General features: G+C 64.1%; 13 protein-coding genes. 3 read left to right on the top strand and 10 right to left on the bottom strand.

The features are described from left to right. Positions 1-22 precede the first annotated feature (22 nt). A complete protein-coding gene (locus DEJ11_RS17865; RefSeq protein ID WP_146250010.1) occupies positions 23-493 on the bottom strand; it encodes an excisionase family DNA-binding protein in 471 nt (156 codons plus the stop codon). A gap of 233 nt (positions 494-726) precedes the next feature. Here DEJ11_RS17865 and DEJ11_RS17870 point away from each other — a divergent pair, with 233 nt between their 5' ends. Further along, positions 727-1,188 (top strand): DUF4429 domain-containing protein, encoded by a 462-nt coding sequence (locus tag DEJ11_RS17870; protein ID WP_111102743.1) that lies wholly within the window; start codon positions 727-729, stop codon positions 1,186-1,188. Between the two features lie 78 nt (positions 1,189-1,266). After that, positions 1,267-2,073, top strand: a complete 807-nt coding sequence (locus DEJ11_RS17875) for a hypothetical protein (RefSeq protein ID WP_111102744.1) — start codon at positions 1,267-1,269, stop codon at positions 2,071-2,073. Between the two features lie 938 nt (positions 2,074-3,011). On the opposite strand, the gene DEJ11_RS17880 is transcribed toward DEJ11_RS17875, so the two are convergent. Both DEJ11_RS17880 and DEJ11_RS17885 read right to left on the bottom strand, forming a co-directional pair. Further along, positions 3,012-4,775, bottom strand: coding sequence for a hypothetical protein (locus DEJ11_RS17880; RefSeq protein ID WP_111102747.1), 1,764 nt, complete (start codon positions 4,773-4,775; stop codon positions 3,012-3,014). 147 nt (positions 4,776-4,922) lie between these two features. After that, on the bottom strand, positions 4,923-5,234 hold the full coding sequence (locus DEJ11_RS17885; protein ID WP_111102748.1) for a hypothetical protein: 312 nt from the start codon (positions 5,232-5,234) through the stop codon (positions 4,923-4,925). A 235-nt stretch (positions 5,235-5,469) separates the two neighbouring features. Between DEJ11_RS17885 and DEJ11_RS17890 the strand changes: the two genes are divergently transcribed. Continuing rightward, entirely contained in the window at positions 5,470-6,039 is a 570-nt protein-coding gene (locus DEJ11_RS17890; RefSeq protein WP_111102749.1) for a GNAT family N-acetyltransferase, read from the top strand. Between the two features lie 236 nt (positions 6,040-6,275). Here the strand turns inward: DEJ11_RS17890 and DEJ11_RS17895 are convergent, their stop codons facing one another. The 7 genes from DEJ11_RS17895 to DEJ11_RS17925 form a co-directional block, all read right to left on the bottom strand. Next, entirely contained in the window at positions 6,276-6,755 is a 480-nt protein-coding gene (locus DEJ11_RS17895; protein WP_111102750.1) for a serine hydrolase, read from the bottom strand. 647 nt (positions 6,756-7,402) lie between these two features. Next, positions 7,403-8,227, bottom strand: a complete 825-nt coding sequence (locus DEJ11_RS17900) for a hypothetical protein (protein WP_146250011.1) — start codon at positions 8,225-8,227, stop codon at positions 7,403-7,405. Continuing rightward, a complete protein-coding gene (locus tag DEJ11_RS17905) occupies positions 8,224-9,744 on the bottom strand; it encodes an AAA family ATPase (protein WP_146250012.1) in 1,521 nt (506 codons plus the stop codon). The genes DEJ11_RS17900 and DEJ11_RS17905 overlap by 4 nt, the downstream gene beginning before the upstream one ends. Positions 9,745-10,309: 565 nt before the next feature. Beyond that, positions 10,310-12,439, bottom strand: coding sequence for a TniQ family protein (locus tag DEJ11_RS17910; RefSeq protein WP_181440770.1), 2,130 nt, complete (start codon positions 12,437-12,439; stop codon positions 10,310-10,312). 76 nt (positions 12,440-12,515) lie between these two features. Beyond that, positions 12,516-13,667, bottom strand: a complete 1,152-nt coding sequence (locus DEJ11_RS17915; protein WP_111102754.1) for an ATP-binding protein — start codon at positions 13,665-13,667, stop codon at positions 12,516-12,518. Continuing rightward, positions 13,664-15,709, bottom strand: a complete 2,046-nt coding sequence (locus tag DEJ11_RS17920) for a TnsB C-terminal domain-containing protein (protein WP_111102755.1) — start codon at positions 15,707-15,709, stop codon at positions 13,664-13,666. The genes DEJ11_RS17915 and DEJ11_RS17920 overlap by 4 nt, the downstream gene beginning before the upstream one ends. Further along, complete coding sequence (locus DEJ11_RS17925; protein ID WP_146250013.1) at positions 15,706-16,557, bottom strand: hypothetical protein; 852 nt, start codon at positions 16,555-16,557, stop codon at positions 15,706-15,708. The genes DEJ11_RS17920 and DEJ11_RS17925 overlap by 4 nt, the downstream gene beginning before the upstream one ends. Positions 16,558-16,851: the final 294 nt, after the last annotated feature.

The following is a 16,851-nucleotide window of genomic DNA, read 5'->3' on the forward strand; positions in this document are numbered from 1 at the left end:
CCTTTCGGAGGAGCACGTCCGATCAGTCGATCAAGTCGACGAGGGAAGCGTTCCCCTCACCCCGGTTGGCGAGGAACTCGGCGTCGGCGCGTCGCGCGGCGTTCGTCTTGGCGACGTAAGCGTGAAGGTCCGCGACGCGGACGCGGCGGTCGCGTCCAGCGTTCGTGTACTGCAGTGCGCCAGAGTCGAGGATCTTGTAGAGGTGCGGCCGGCTGACGCCGATCACCTTCGCTGCGACCGTGGTCGTCAACAACTCGTCGTCGCCCCAGACGAACACGTCGGAACCCTGCCGCAAGTCGTCGGAGAGCTTCGCCAGCGTCGATCGGAGCGGCGAGGCCTCGGGAAGGGATCGCTGGAGCGACTCCAACTGGTTCAGCTCGGTCGCGGGAACGTCGGATGCACTAAGCGTGGCGGTCATCGTTGCCTTCGATGCGTGGTGGATGCGTTGGCGGGAGGTATTGGAGAACCTACACCGCGCAGATTCAAGTGTCACAGAAGTAACACTTCCACGCAAGCTGCGATTCCCGAGCCCTGGTCGAGCCTGGGACGGTGGGTGCCATCCCCCCTGCAATCACCGGCCACCCAGGTGGCCAGCCGCTTCGGTCGCGCCGACAGTGCCGCGCCTTGCGTGATCACGCATGCCTCAGTTCTGGGCTCCTACATGAGTATCCCTTACGACTACACTCCGAGCACCCGCAGCATTCCCCTCACCCGAAGGACGACTAAATGGGAAGCGCAAGCAGCAAGTACGGCGTCATCAGCTTCGACGGCGACTACATCACGATCCAGCCGAAGGGCATCGCGAGCACGCTGGCTGGCAAGAAGGCAGTTCGCATCCCACTCCGATCGGTGAATTACATCCAGTTCGAGTCGGCAGGCCGCATCGCGGAGGGCTTCTTCTGCGTCAACGTTGGTCAGCAGGATCACCGCGGCACGCTGACGCAGCCAGCGATGCTGGAAGCCCGCCACGACCCGAACGCGCTGCTGTTCGGACGCTCCGCGGAGAAGGAGTTCGCGGCTCTGCGAGACGAGGTCGAGTCGGCGATCGCCCGCCCCACGGCGGCAGCGTCCGGGAAGATTGCGTCCGGGCCCGAGCAGATTTCCCAGTTGGCGGAGTTGCGCGACCAGGGAATCCTCAGCGTCGCCGAGTTCGAAGCCAAGAAGAAGGAGATCTTGGCGCGGATGTGAACCTCGTCGCGCCCGTGGGTGCGACGAAACTCCGCCCGACGAGATTCACTCGACAGCGCGAAAGGGCATCGAGCACCCATGGAACGCGTGATCTCCAGCGCCGCCGTAGCCGTCTTGGTCGTCGTGGTGATCGTCGCCGTGCTGAAGGCGACGGTTCCGTCATACGGAGGCGCGCGCTCCTGGTCGGGTTTCCAGGACTACGACGCGTCGAAGCGACTGCAGAACTGGATTGCCCCCGGGCTTGTGATGGTTGGGCTCTGGCAGGCAGGGCTGATCCAGTTCACGAACGCCACCTGGTGGTCACCATTCGTCGCGGCGGCCGTCGTGGGGGCCGTCGCGCTGATGATGGACTTCCCGGTGGTCCGCGTCGTCCGGGACGTTATCTTGAGCGTCGTTTCGGCATGCGTGTCGATCGCGTTGCTCGTGTCCTATGTGAACCGACCGGTCGAAGAGCAGGTGCACGGGCTGATCTCGGTCGTGACGATGGTCCTGTTCGGGTTCTCGTTCGTGTTCGGGGTACTGCTCAACATGCTGCGGATGTTCAATATCCCGAAGCTAGGCATCGGCGCACTCGGCGCGATCGACGTCCTCCTCTTCCTCGTTTACCCGTTCAATGTCGACATTCTGCGAGGCGTGCCGGTGGAGGCTGAGCTGCTCCTAGCCGTCATCGCGGTCATCCTGGGCGCCGCTGGAGCCGCCGCGCCTTCCTTCCTTGCGTTCTTGGGAGGCATCGCGATCTGCGTCGCCGAGATCGGCGTCAACGTGGTGCTTGTCATCACCTCGCAGAACACGGCGTCGATCGATTGGGCGGGAGCGCTCCTCATCGCCGGCTCGCAGGCGGGCGTCGCCGTGGCGCTGACGGCCAGGACGATGTTCAAGATCTGACGTCCGAGCACGTGTTGAAGCAGCCCGGTGTCAGGCGCGCCCCAGCAGTTCTCACGATCAGCATCGAGGCTCGAAGCCCGCTCGGGCTCCACCACATCAGAGACACTTTTGGGGCCGAACGACACGGAAACGCTCAGAGGACCGAGCTGTCGCCGTAGCCGTTCGGCTACCCGATTTTCAGTCGCCGCACGAGGCTTGCCTAGGCCACGCGGACGCGTCGTCGGGACCGATTGAGTCGGGTGGGTCGGTCCGCTGATCCGAACCGTCATCGGCGGCGAGAGATCGAATTCCACGGGGATCGCCTCGCCCTGCTGCAGGCCAGGCAGGAACCGGCGGACTCCGTTGCAGAGGCTGGACGCGGCCAGGGACACGGATACCTCAGCGCGCCTGCGCGGTCAGTGCTGGCAGGTCGCACGCTTCTCGGAGCACGCGGACCCCGATACGGTCGCCTCGGCAATCGTCTGCTTGGTGTGCCAGCCAGACGCCCGCGATGACACGCAGAGTGCCGACAGGATCGTCCTCGAACCGAGCTGAGCACCGTCAGCCAGTCCCGCGAGCGCGAAGTGTGTCACTCCCGGCCGCGCTTGCTCGGTGCGTACGATTCCGCGCCATTCGACGCAAGGCTCCGGCTCGCCGGGGCTGATGCGCTCCGTGATGCGTCGCGCGACCTTGACGTCGTGTCGACGCCTGCGGTAGATGGTCCGGAACGAACAGATCGTCGTCCTCCTCGCCAACAACTCGTCTGCGTTCTCCGCCAGCTAGATCGTCCGACTGCGCATGTGTAGCGACGGGAGCACTCTACGTCGTCCTTCAGCACTCAAGCCCGGGCCCCGACCACGCATCGGCCTCGGCGGCCTACCCCACGAGCTCGTGTCCACAACCCCACGGGGAACTACAGCTTGGGGGCACGCGGACCTGAGAGAAAGGACGTCGCACACCTACGAAGGGAGATCCTGGCGCAGACGACCGCGGGTCGTGGCCGCAGGAATGAGACGAACGGCCCTCCGGGTTTGCGCGTGGGTGCCGCTCGGGACGTCAGGTACAAGTGCGATTTCGCCGGTGATCTCGAGGTTGAACGCGAACTCGAAATCATCGTCAAGCAGAGGAAAGGGAATCGCCCAGGGAACAGTGAGCTTCCCGGTTTCGGCGCGTGCCATCAAGTCGTCGAGCGCTGCAGGGTCATCTTCGTACCAGAGGACGAGTTCGCCGATGCCAACTTCAGGCTCCAATCCGGCGACCGTGTCGGCGATGACGCGCAGACCTACGCCCTTCTGATCTGCCAGGGCGTGGATGCTTTCGGGCAGCGCGATGGGTCGTTTCGTCGCCGTGCTGATTCGCGCCAGGTCCTCGACGGCTGCGACCAGGGCAGGTGAGATAGGCGCCTCACCACTGAGCGTAAAGGTGTGCTCGGCAACACGGAGACCGAACTCGTCTTGTGGGCGCAGCCTGTTGTCGTTACCCCACGACCCGCAAAAGCGCAGCGCTGGCAGGACTCGTTGCACGGGTTCGCCCACCCAGCGGTCCCCGCGCACATCGAGCTTCACCTTCATGGAGTTCCCGTCCGGGGTGTCCATTTTCACGAAAAGATCGACGCCGATATAGTCCTCTGCGTCGGTGCCGTGAAGATGTTCACCGCCAGCAACGCCGCGTCCTGTGCGGCGCAGCGAGAAGAGCCGGTCGGCCAGGCGTTGGCCTTCGGTGTCCTCGATCACCCAGAGCGATCGGCCGGTCGGTTCGTCATCGAACTCACCCACAGCCGGGCCGATTCGCAGCACATTGTCACTGGCGGGCAGCTCACCGCCCAGCCCTCCGGGGAGGTCGACAGTGAGATTGTCGACAACGTCACCGTGGAGGGTGACGGGCGTGCCGTAATCCTGCCATTGCTCCCATGCCTCGCGCTGCTCGGGGGTCATCCGCTCGGGATACACGGTGTAGCTACCCGGGATAGGACGGTCTTCCAGGGCACTGTCGTACTTGGTGGAGACATGCCAGGTCACGTGTGGCGCCTCGGGGCTCGTTCGTGCGATCACGCTGGCGACGAGTCCGACCCTGGGCGTGATGACGGGCGGGTCCTTTGTCACCTGGTAGTCGTAGTTGAAGTGCGGGTCGGCCGCGTTTATTTGCTGGTGAAGATCCGCCAGAGAACTCGACACGTCACCAGGTTCGATCTTCGTCGGATCCGTCGTGAGGTTATGGAGCTCGGTGAGGCTACTCATCTGGTTCAGGATCTCGCGAACCTTCTGCATGCCGTCGCCGAGGTAGTACTCGCGGATGTTGGGCGACTCGAGCAGCAGATCCTCGATCTGGGTAAGCCCGAAAACTTCAACGGGGAACGGTGCACTGAGCTCTGTAGCAACGTTTGCGAGCCATGTCTCCTGCTCGCGGGTGAAGTCCATGGGCAGCGCCAGATACCACCTTGAGATGGTGTAGCGAGAAGTCGTGTCCTGATGGGTCGCGATCGCAGTCTTCAGAGACTTCTTGATCTGGCGCTTCCGCGAGTCGTCGAGTCCGTCCGCAAACTTCTTGACCTGGTAGTTCTCGACGTGGAACTGCGACTGCCCGGTGGGTACCAGGACGTCCAATCCACCGTCGCCCTGTGAGGGTCTAATGCGCCGCGCATGCTGGTGTCGGCGACACAGCCCAACCGCGATCATCCGCTCGATAGTGTCAGGGTCTACGACAGTCCACGGAATCGCGGTCATCGGAGGCGCCTCCTTCCGTCTTCTTGGGCATCACCCGGATGCCATCCTCGCATCGGAGGACATGGGAGGTGAGCAGTCTGGCGCGACGTCGGTGGCGCTTCGGGTTGCTCCACTCAGGTTCATTGGCCGCTGAGAGCGGGAGACGTACTAGTCGTCGTCTGTCCCCGCGAAGGATACGAGACGTGGGTTCTCGAAGCCGTTCCAGCCGTTGTAAGCGAAGGCTTCACGTACTGCCGCCCTGTTCACGCGCCGGTACGCGGCCGCCAGCTGCGCATTGGTCCCGTCGAAGAGTGCGGCGCGCGCGACGGGGTCGTCGAGCAGGGTGAGGAACGCAGGCTCGGCCCTTGCCGAGTTGTAGAGGGCGAAGTTGGTGTAGGCGCCGAGTTTGTCGTTTTCATCTTTGCCGGCGTTCGCGACGCCCCGGTAGACGTCGTGGTAGCTGACGAATCGGTTGACCACGGCAGCAGACCCTCCGCGCTGCGCCTCTGGGCCTGCCAAAGCTGGCGGCTCGCACGAACAGGGCCCGTGGCGACCATCCTCCGCCAACTCACCACAGGCTTCCCACCCGGGTAACTGCGAACCAGCGGATCGCGTCGAAGCTGGCACAGGGTGCAGAGGGTTTCGTGGTCGACGGTTCTCGGTGCGACGAGCCGTCCTCTCCCTGGCCCGTCATCGCCCCGGTTAGCCTCGACGAATGACCTCGTCGCGCGACAGCATCGCCCTGACGACCGACCGCCTGACCATCGAGCCGCTGACGGCACACGACGTCGACGCCTTCACCGAGTACCGACGGGACCCTGACGTGGCCCGGTACCAGTCGTGGGGAACCGACTTCTTCCGAGAGTCCGCCGAGCGCCTGGTCAGCGCCCAGCGCGAGAGCCGGCTTCCGTCGCCCGGCGGCTGGTTGCAGCTCGCCGTGCGCGAGACCGACTCGGGAGTGCTCCTCGGGGATCTCGCGCTGCACCGCCTCGACGAGCAGCCCGACACCTTCGAGGTCGGCGTCACGCTCGCGCGATCGTCGCAAGGTCGAGGCATCGCGTCCGAGGCGTTGACCGCGCTCCTGGACTTCGTGTTCGACCGAGCGCGCGCCCACCGAGTGGTGGCATCCTGCGATTCGCGCAACGAGCGGGTGGCGCGACTGTTGATCCGTGCCGGGTTCCGGCACGAGGCGAGGCAGGTGGATGCCGATTGGTTCAAGGGTGAGTGGACCACCCTCGACGGATACGCCCTGCTCGCCGCTGAGCGACATGCGCTGCGCCTCTGAGTGGCACCCCGGCAGCGGTCCGTGCAGTGAGGGGGAGGAGGAACGATACCCGGCAGCGAGAGGGGTGCAGTCGAGGTGCGTACGTCGTGCCGGTCCAGGCGGACGCGTCGTTCGTCATGCAGTTCGCGACTGGTTCTCCTGCCACCCTCCCGGTGACACGACCGCGGACGCTGACCGAGGCAGGCGGAGTGCAGTCGGCGTCCGTACATCTGTCGGACCGTTTCTGACAAGGCACCCTACGATCGGCGAAGCGTCGCTCTGGGGTACTCGCTGTGACGGGCGGCGTAGACGGAGGAGAACCGGCCGGCGTGGGCGACGCCCCAGTACTTGGCGACGTCGGCCACTTCCTCGGCCGCGCGGCTCGCAGCCTCGGAGCCGGCAGCCCCGGTGACGACGAGCGCAAGTACGACGGGCGCTGCGTCACCCGAGATGCGGTAGGGCAGTTCGAGAGTGCTGACCTCGACGAGGCTTCCGACTTGGCTCCTGTCGCTGAACCCGGCTACTTCCCACAGTGCGTCGGTGCCGGCTGCGGTCGCAGGGGATCCCGCACTATTGAGCAGGATGTTCCGCAGCGTGCCGCGACGGTCAGGGGCAAGCGTCTCACCGTAGATGGCGTCGTCGAGCAGGGTCGCGAAGCTCCGCGCTGACGGCCTCTTTGTCACCGGCGCAGCGGACCCGCTCGACGTGATCGCCCGCGCGACCCAGATCGCCCTCACCGCCTGATCCTGCGTCCCGAAAGTCTGCCGCCGCCCGCGGTCCGATAGCCGATCGGCTAACGAGGCACTTTTTCGGCAGCGGCCGCACACCGTTTTGCAGACGCTGTTTCGTCTCCTGCCGTCGAAGCGTCGCCTGCGCATACAAACTGTCGCTCCGCCACAAGGCGACACTTTGCGCGCTCAGGCGACACTTTGAGGCTGCGCGCACAGATGCGACGTTGGCGAGGCGTCGCGCGCCCATGTGTCGGACGCCAGATTACTTGTCCTTTGCAGGGCTGCTCGCCATGCTACGCGACGGTCGCGTCCCAGCTCACTGCCAACTAACTTGTCCAGGCCTCAACCTTCACGATCCACGGATGTCTCTACATTCAGATCGGGTCCAAGTTGTCCGGAGCGACGAAGGCTCGCCGCGCTTCTGGAAAACGCCGTACACGCGATCAAACAGATCGTGTTGCGGACTTCGCACCTCAGCACCGGCCCGAAGCATCTCAGCGACCTCTCTACGACGCCGTGGACCCCGCTTCGCGCGAGCGCCTTCACCACCCTACGCATAGACGAGGCGTCTCGCGCCTTCCGTGTTCATCGCGTGCACTAGCCGCTACGTTTAAACAGCGCGCTTTTCGCGGGGACCGCCGCACGCGAAGTGCTTACGCTTGAGTGGCCCAGCCTCGAAGCGCGTCGACAAGTTGACCCTGCGAATGGCACTCGATCATTTTCACTCCGCACTTATCGGCCGCCTTATCTGCCTGTTCCCAGACAGCATGCGGCACGCGCCCCGTTATGCACACGGCGATGTCCTTAGCGGGGTTCAGGCTCCCCCACCGCTTGTCTAGATCCCGTGCGGGCTTCGCCTTCTCACTGACTATCCAGTGGACCGACGGCGTCGGTATTCCAAGCTCGACGTCGAGAGCACGACCTAATGATTCAGTCAGTTCGCCCCCCACTACATGCAGTTGCCGACCTTCGAAAGCCACCTTCGCTGCCCGACTACTCAATATTTTGGGCTCGTCCAACGGATCGAAAAGCAGCTCGATTTCAAGATCTCCGATCGCCAGCAGTGGCTCTTGGTCCACCCAGTGACGAGTGTCTGACATGAGCGCAGCCACCGTCGAGCTGTGCTGAGTCGCGTCAATGACAATGGAGAGAGCAGCATCCTCCGCTCCAAGATATGCAGGCGATAGAGAAGCCTCCGCTATCTCGTCACTGCCACGTGAGACCCTCGTGAGAATTTTTTCGACAGCGGTCTGGCATTCCCGGCGAAACTCGGGTGGGCCGAAATCGATTCTTCGATCAGGATATCCTCTTTCTTGCAGCTGATCGACCACCCAATAAAACGACTCGTGACCAATCGAGAATGTCCCGCTTGCTGCGACGTTGACTACGCGCTGCCAGAACTCCTCGTCGTCTGGTATCCCTTCAAGGGTGAGCGGCACCAGAATATGCGGATCGAGGAGGCAAACTACGTTGGTCATCGCCGCTCTCGACGCCCCGCGATTGCACGCACGATCGCACGCGCATCGCCGTCCTGCGCATCAAAGAAGCCAGCAGGCCAGTCGTCAAGATTCCCGAGCTCCGACATCCGAAGTTCTCGAACTTCAGTGCCGTCGACTGCGGGTTCGGCAAATAGTACATGTACCTTTTCGCGTTTGACGCGCCCCTCTGCAACCCAGCGTCGAATCCGGGTTATCAAGTATTCGCTATGGGTCTCGACAATTACGCAAATGTCCGGCCTGGCGAAAATGAGCAAATCACCAAGGCGGGACTGTACGGATGGGTGTAGGTGCAACTCCGGTTGCTCGAGTAGGACGACGGATCCTTCAGGCGCGTCCAAAACCGCAGCGACAACGGGCAGTAACTGGCTGGCCCCCACCCCGACCATTGTCAAGTCCCGAGCGGTGCCATTCACCGTAATCCGGAGACCTCTGCCAAGCTTGCCCTGATCCTCGACGGAGACATCCTCTCCAATACCGAGGTGAGCACACCAAGCGCTCACCGCAGTGATCAGATCGGAGCGGCGCGCATTACCTTCCCAATCAAAATATGCCACGGGCGAGGTCCTCGTCGAAAGGAGTTCCGCTGTGAGTTCTCCGCGCAGGCCCACGGGGATCTGCCTTGATCGTGCGCCTGTCTTTGAGACAACTTGCGGCTCTTCTCGGAGCGGCCCGAGGTATCGAATCGATTGTCCAGCTCGGACAAACACTTCCCTTGCGATTGTCAAAGCATCATAGGCTGCTGACACCGCGGAGAGATTCAGCAGCAGGTGCCGCGAAACACCTCGCCGAGGTGCCGAGCCCATCCAGGATTGAATGGGGATCGCCTGCCCGGCAGCACCTCCGCCTCGTTCTGCCAAAGCGTTCAGAAGAACGTCGATGGTTGCCCGGCTGAGCGGCTCGCGAGCCTGATCCCTAAACAGCCCGCCGCCGATAATTTGACGCACCGCATTGCTGAGGGGACCCGCCTCTTCCTCGGCCTGCGTACGGTATAGGTAAGTGAAGACTAGATCAGTGAATTGGTCCGCAACTGCACTGTCGTGCCTCAACGCCTCGACCGAAAAGGTTTTCCGCAGTTCTCTGAGAACTGCTTCCGTGTCCGCCCGAGTATGTAGAACTGTCGGGAGAAAACCGTTGAAGATGACGTAGGTGCGGGACGGTGCAGGTTTTCCGGCAATCTCTCGGATTCGTAGAAGAGTATCGCCGTAAGCTCGCTCGTCGTCGACTTGAGCCCGCGTGTTCTCTGTTATGCGGGCGTCGCTTGCGGAGAATACAGCGATGCCGTCACGGGATATTTCGCACTCCGAAACGCGGAGCCCGTCCTGCGTAGGTCGAAGAGTAAGCTGAACGTGCCATTCAGACGGTGCATCCTTGGGGCCCGTCTCCGCAGTACAGGTGATTGCAAGAGTGTTGGCGCCGCTCCGAACAACATCTCGCGGCACGCCGAGTCGAACGAGATTCCCGTTGAGAGTAACTTCTTGGTCTCCCGATTGGGCCACGAGAAGAAGGCTCTGAAGCAGACTCGATTTGCCAGAGCTGTTTGCTCCCGCGACTGCAATCAGACCCGTTGTGGGGGTCTCAGCAAAATCGATTGCCTTGAAGTTTCGTACCGACCAAGACCGTACTCGTGGCGCCGCCGAGGATCGCGCGTACCGAAAAACGTTGTCAGCCACTTTTCACTCTCTTGGGGTCGGAACCTGCTTCGCCCTGACCCTATATCAGGGTGACGGGAACACACGGCATCCTGGACCAGCGGTGTCTACGGGAAGACTTGAGCCCGAGAACCCCGAGCAGCACACTGCCTTGCGCGGGTCCTCACGTGTTCCGACACGATGATGACGCCGTGAGCGGGCGTCCCTGCCCGCTCATCTTCGCGCGGACGATACGACCCCCACACCCGTGGTCTTCTTTCCCCTGCGCTGAACCTTGAGGAACGCGGCGCTGTACTTCCAGCGTGCTGAGTCGGAGCGTTGCAGAGTACGTGCAGTCCGATGTCGGACCGTACATCTTGCCACCGCTGTTCTTCCTTGTAGATTGATCGGCCTGCGCCGTAGAACCCTTCTGTCAATGCCAATCGACGAACTGGTTACCGCGCACTCCGCTGCGTACGCGAGCGCCGTGCCAGCCGTATGGCACCAGCAAGGTAACGTCCCGACCGAAGCCGCACTCAGCTCGCTGTGGCGTCCGCATGATCGGAAGGTACGGCCACCACGGGACCTCGCGTAGATGCAGGCTCCAATCGATAGGCAAGACCGGCTGGTCGGACGGCACCGGATGCTTCCGGAGCGCCCAGCGAACGTGCTGCGGAGTGCGCTGCACGACTGCGGCGAGGGCTCTGACCGTCGTGACGCCGGAGCCGACGAGCTCGTGGAGTGCCGGCACGTCGATATCGTCGAGCTCAGGGCCCAGGTGCACGACCTCCGGACCGGCCCAGCGCGGGGGCTCCCACACAGCGGTGGGGCATGTGCCTTTGCCTCGGTCGTATGCGTTCACGGCGTCGATCGTGACTCCCAGCCAGGCCTCTAGATATGCGTCGAGGGCGAGTTGGAGTTGTGCGGTCATGCGGATCTGGAAGTCGGTGTACTCCGCGGCATCTCGACCGTTGGCTGTGACCGCCCAAGGAACGGGGAGGGCGCTGGTGGGCTGCGCTGTGGCTCGGAGGTAGAGGTATCGGCGTGCGTTAAGTAGCCGTTGGCGGCTGCCGGTGAAGGTGCCGACGCTCGCGCAGATCATGTCCCAGTGCGTCTGGTCGAGGAGTTGCCACCACGGCAAGTGTCGGCGCCGGGTCGAGTAGTTGATGAGCGGTGTGGACGCTGCGAGGTAGCGGGCGAGCTCGCCGAGTTGGCGCAGGATCGCGGTCGTCTGGGCGGGTGCGCCGAGCATGGCTGGTCGGAGTCGTCTTCCGATGCCGGCGATCACCTCGGGGTCAGGTGCGTCTCGGTGGGTGCCAGCGAGAGCAGCAGTCAGTCCGAGCGCGAGTGATCGTTGGAGGGTTTCGGAGTCGGCGCCGCCGGCCACGCTCAGCGGTACCGCCCAGTTTGTCCAGAGCAGTGGTGGGATGTGGTCCGCGGTCCACTCTGGGTTGCGTAGGGAGTCTTGGGCCGTCAGGAAGCCGATGTAGGCGGCGACGGCTGGTTCGTCGAACTCTGCTCGCACCGCGCTACCGGTCACGAGGCGTTGCATCGCGGGGAGGTCCTGATCGATGGCTCGGAGGATGCGGCCTCGGAAACGCGGTCCGACGCCGGGCCAGTAGCCGAGGAGGGTCGCGGCGCTGCCAGGGCTGCGTTCGGTCTGCCCCCGCTCGGATGGCCGCGCGAACGTGAGCCGGCGAATAACGGCTCGCACTGTCTCCTCCCGGGCAAACATGAGCGTGAACGAGGCTGCCATCAGCGCCCCCATCGCTAGCGCGTTCTTCGGAGGCGCCGTTCCGACTCGAGCGGTCTCGTCGAAGAGACCTTGCAGCTGCGGGGGGTCAAGCTCGGCGAGCTCGGCGATGAGGGGGATGTCGTTCGCGGCGAGGAGTGCGATGCCGACGCCGCGCAGCGTGGGGAAGAGGTGCTGCACGTCTGGGATGAAGACGTCCAGCGTCTCTCGGTCGCGTTTCCAAGCGGCCGAAATCGCGACTTGTGCCCGGACGACGGGAGCGGAGTTATCGAACGGTGCTTCGTGCCAGGTGGCCCGTAAGTCATGACCGCACCGACTGCCGTCGTTGAGGCGTGCGCGGCAGCTTGAGGGGTCGACAGGATGTGCTTCCATGAGCGCGGGGTCTGGAATCCCGTGCCCGCAGGCAGGGCAGGTGTCGTGCAGCGGCACAAGGTGCGTCTCGCAAAGGAATGACCACCACAAGCGCCAGTGCGCGAGGAAGACGGCTGGCCGGGCGGCGAGGCACTGTGGGCAGTATCGGGTCCCGGATCCTCTGGTCCAGTTCTTCGCATGCGCTGGGAGACCGTCGACGCCCGGTGCGAGCGCGTCGTTCACGAACGACCGCATCATCCCGTCCATGAGTTCGTTGGTGCTGCAGCCGATGGCGATTCCGATGGAGCGTGCGACGTCGGCCGGGAGAATCATGTCGAGCCGCCGCCGGTCTTCCCACCGAAGCGCACCAAGACCGCACCAACGGCTGATCGCGACCGGGGGCTCGCCGACGTATGCAGCAATCCGCTGTAGCAAGCTCGGCAGGTACTCGCCGGGCACGACGGTCGTCCGGAACCCGAACGGGACCGTGTGGACACGGTTCAACGCGTCCGGCCCCGGGTACGACGCCCTCACCTCAACGCCAACTCTGGCGGAACGAGAACCGGCCGGCGTCCCACAGCTGTAGGCGCTGTGCACGGCCGTCCTGGGCCCGCTTTTCCACAGCGACCATGTCGAGAATCTTCCGGGTGATGCGCTGATCAGCAGTCGCCGTCGCAACGTTCACGGCGCCCGACACCAGCGTCGACACGTGACTCATGTACCCGAGCGTCGCGACCCACAGGTACTCCTCGAACTCCTCGCTGAGCACCGCTTCTCCCGGCTCGTGACCACTCAGCCGGATCCGCTGCTCGATGCGTTGCAGCAACTTCCTCCATTCGGCTATTTCGGTTTTGGTGCTGCGCCGGTACGGCTCCAACTCGATGAGCATCCAGCGCGCTTCGGACTGCACCCGTGCTGCCTCCCGGGCGCCGCTGCTCTGCGCTGCGAGCTGCTGCCGCATGTCATGACCAGCCAGCACGACTCTGACGCCCATGTTCTGCAGGGACTTAAAACCGTCGTGGACGTACTTGCCGGTCTGACCGTCGAAGTTGATGAACTGAATCTCGTCGACGAAGACCCACCGAATGCGGTGCCGCTCCACGGCTCGGCCGAACGCGGCGCGGGCGTCTTTGTCGAACGGTGCTCCGACCTGTTGGCAGAGGAGCGCGAAGAGTTGCTGCTCTGCTTGTTTCTTCGGCAGATCCACTACGACGACGTCTCTACGGGGTGCGGTGAACAGGCCGCCGTCGAGAAGTGGCGCGCTGATGCCGATGCGGACATCCCAGGCCGCTTGGCACATCATCTCTGCCGCGATACGACGAAGGAGCTTCGTCTTCCCGGTCCCTGGAGGACCGGTGACGAGGGTGATCGGGATCAGATCGGCAGTGCGGCGAGGCTGCGGGCTTCGGACGGTGCGGTACTGCATCTCGGCTCCCGCAGTATGGCGGGTACGAAGGTACGGCCACGAGTGATGCCAGTCTTCGAGCGCAGCACGATGCCGGCGCCGCTCGTCCGGCCCGGCTCCAACTCGCGGCAGGCCAGGATCGGGAACATCAGCGCCGGCAACACCAAGAACGAAGGAACGGTCCTGCTCGGCCATCAGCGCCCAGCTCTGCTCCGGATAGGGATCCTCGCCGAACAGCCGCCGGACCGACGACGGCAGGAGGCCCTGCCGGACGAGTGTCATGCGAATCGTCCGAACAGGTCGTCGAGGTCATCCAGGTCGTCGAAGTCATCGTCGCCGCCCTTCCCCGCCTCGTCCAAGATCGTCTCGAGGTCGTAGTCCATGTCGCTCGGGATCACCGTGCCCGAGTCAAGCGATTGCAGCCGCTCGTACGCGGCCGCGGTCATCTCGTCGGTCCGGGACAGCTCCGATCTGTTCTCGCGCACGAGAGCGTCGTCGGCTCGCCACTGGATAAGCAGCTGCAGCATGCGGTCTTGATACTCGAACCGGCGCATCGTCAGGTCTCCGGTCTGTTCGGCGAAGGCGGTGAGGGAGTGGTCCGAGAACCGGGGTGTGTCCTCGGTGCGCAGAACCCATGGCACTTCCCACGCAGCACCATCCGGGTCGAAGCAGTAGACCTGCCGGAGGTCCGACGGGTTGTAGTGGAACGTGTAGTTGCCGTCGCGCGTGGCGCCAGGGGTGCGCAGCAGTGTCTCGAGGATGGGCGCGTTGAAGACCTCCTGTCGGCGCGTGATGCCGTACTTGCGGAGCTTCGATGTGAACGTCGGGAGAAAGCGGATCCACTCGTTCTCCCACTTCGGCATCTCCACGAATCCCGTCTCGCCGACCAACTCCGCCCAACGTTGGTAGGGGCTGATGCGTCGTCCGAGTTCAGCACGGAGACCTCGGTGCTCGCGGAAGTTGTAGAGGTCGGTCCATTGCTGGTCGCGTTCCCACAGCTGCTCCCAGGTGAGGAGCGCCTCGGTGTCGAGGCCGCGCTCGTCGGTCGACCCGCCGACGTAGCCTGCGCAGAGCTCCTCGAACTCAGTCTTGTAGCTCAGGAAGCTCCGTTCGATGAGCGCCTTGGCTCGCGGGTCGCGGATCCGAGCGAACTCGACCTCGCACCCCAGACGCGCGAGCTGAGCGACATGGAACGCGGAGAGAAAGTCTTTGCCGTTGTCCGTGATCAGCCGTCGCGGCGGGATCGGCCAGCGGGTGAGGGCGCGCGGCAGTCCGACGAAGGGTCGCGGGTAGACGCGCCCGTCAACGGTCACCGTCTCGCGGTCGTCCACCATCGACGCGAACGCGTCGGCAAGGGCGAGCACCGCTCCGACGCCGGAAGCATGCTCGGTGATGGAGCGGCCGACGATCATCCGTGTTGCGGAGTCGATGATCTTCACCAGCGTGACCCGGTAGCAGCGACTGTTGCCCGACCGATCCTTCGGGTCCCACAGCATCACATTCGAGGTGGTGGCGTCGATCTGCCAGAGGCTCCCGGGTCGTTCAGGATGGCGTGGCGCGAACGACTGCTTCGGCGCTTGCTCGGTCCCATGCTTCGTCTTGGACTTCGTCTTTAGGTGCGGCATCCGCTTGTGTAGACGCCCGACGAGTCGGTAGAAGGTTCTCTCCGACGGCGTCTTCTTTACGTCGGTTGCGTTCTGGGTTAGCCACAGGCGGAACTCGAGGTACTGCGTCTGCGTGTGCAGGGCGGGGTCGAACACCCGCTCAAGGAGAAACTGCTCGACCAGCTCAGGGATGTCGGCGTTGCGACCGAGGTTGCGTTCTCGGATGAAGCGACCGTCGACGGTCGCAGCTGGTCCCGCCGCTTCTCGCTGGAGTGCGCGCCTGATGCGTTTCCGGGCGGCCTCGTAAGAGACCTCGTCGTGTTCCGCAATGCGTCGGGCGACTGCGGCGAGGCGCTTCTGGTCAACTCGGATGATGTTCGGGTCGACGTCTCGCGTGGGCGTATCGTCCGCGCCTTGCCATGGCGCGATTCCGGTGTCGATGAAGCGGATCAAGGCACGGTGATCGTCACGTTTGTCGAGCGCCCGCTCGCTGAGATGGGACTCGAGGTTGTGCAGCCGCATCGACACTGGAGGCGGGTTGTCCGGGCTGGCGAGAGCTTTGGCGACCGCTCGCAGCGGTCGCGGTGTCATGGAGCGGTTGGCGGCGTCGACAAACTGCACCCAGCCATCTGCCCACGACCGGACGAAGACTTGCTCTCCGTCGAACACCACAGGCATGCCGACGCGGAGCCTCGCGACCCATTCCGAGTCCTTCGTCACGGGCTCACCGTCCAGACGATCGAGGTTGACCGGAAGGGCAAGCGCATGTCGGTGCGCAGATCACGTCGCCACAGCATCCGCCGGATCAGCATCAGCGCAAAGCCCGGCTCGTAACCCTGCGCCGCGATGCGTGCCACGAGTTCGACAACCGGCATCGGCTTCGAGCAGAGCTCTTGGCCGACCGGCGCCCACCGTCGGTACGACGGCTCCGGGACGCGCGCTTCGGTGAAATTCTCGAGGTTCGCCTGCATGAGCCGCGGCATACCCGCCCAGGTCTCGTACCCGATACCCGCCTCGGCCAAGACGTCGCGGATCACGGCGGCACGCTCCTGCCATTTCTGCGTTGCCGCCTGCTCGGGGTTCTTCACGTCCACGACCAGCGGCGGCAACCCGTCCCCGAGAAGAACCAGGTCTGGGGTATGCAGCTTGCAAGGAGCTCCGGGCGCGAACGCCAGCGTGAATGGCTGACCGCCGATGTATCGAACCGCTGGGTGGAAGTCGGCGAGAGCGATGAAGTCGCGCTCCAGATGCGACTCCGCACCAACGAGCGACCCGTTCGTGTGCGTCCACACGGCGACCGGCTTGTGCTCCTGTGTCAGCCGGCGAGAAAACTCCCTCATGGGATGGGCAGCGCGCAGCAACTCAGCCGTCAGATCGGCCAATTGGACGCTTCGGACGATGCGTCCGTCGGTCGAGTACCCAGCAACCACGCCCGCGGAAGGTCGATCTGGCTTCAACCGGTAGGTCGACCACGGCCGATGCACTCGCACCCGCAGCCCCTGGACCACGGCCACCACGCGATTCGTCGTGGGCCGGGGTTTCGCCGCCCAGGAGTTCAGCATCGCCATAGGGTCCACCTCCCACTCACCGACGCGCGTTCGGCCGCGTCGAGCCAACCGTTCACTGTCGCGGAGGAGCGCAAGCCCAAGCTCCCCGGCCCATGCAGGAGGGACTCCGGGGACCCGAACATGCGGCGATTGGCTGGGGCGGTCTGGCTCGCCGGGGGGATCAGCGACGGCCGAAAGCGCGCTCAAGACGCGAACGAGTCGCGGCGGAGGAGGGTCAGGTCCGCGGACGACTCAAGCCAAGTGATGGACAGCGGTGCACTCATGGCCGCACACTAGGCCTTAACTTAGTTAAGG

It is taken from the genome of Curtobacterium sp. MCLR17_058 (assembly GCF_003234705.2).
Classification (GTDB): Bacteria; Actinomycetota; Actinomycetes; order Actinomycetales; family Microbacteriaceae; genus Curtobacterium; species Curtobacterium flaccumfaciens.

Excerpts from the sequence above, each read along its gene's own strand:
- DEJ11_RS17870 (WP_111102743.1), top strand. The coding sequence starts at position 727 with ATGGGAAGCGCAAGCAGCAAGTACGGCGTCATCAGCTTCGACGGCGAC.
- DEJ11_RS17875 (WP_111102744.1), top strand. The coding sequence starts at position 1,267 with ATGGAACGCGTGATCTCCAGCGCCGCCGTAGCCGTCTTGGTCGTCGTG.
- DEJ11_RS17880 (WP_111102747.1), bottom strand. The coding sequence starts at position 4,775 with ATGACCGCGATTCCGTGGACTGTCGTAGACCCTGACACTATCGAGCGG.
- DEJ11_RS17890 (WP_111102749.1), top strand. The coding sequence starts at position 5,470 with ATGACCTCGTCGCGCGACAGCATCGCCCTGACGACCGACCGCCTGACC.
- DEJ11_RS17900 (WP_146250011.1), bottom strand. The coding sequence starts at position 8,227 with ATGACCAACGTAGTTTGCCTCCTCGATCCGCATATTCTGGTGCCGCTC.
- DEJ11_RS17915 (WP_111102754.1), bottom strand. The coding sequence starts at position 13,667 with ATGACACTCGTCCGGCAGGGCCTCCTGCCGTCGTCGGTCCGGCGGCTG.
- DEJ11_RS17925 (WP_146250013.1), bottom strand. The coding sequence starts at position 16,557 with ATGGCGATGCTGAACTCCTGGGCGGCGAAACCCCGGCCCACGACGAAT.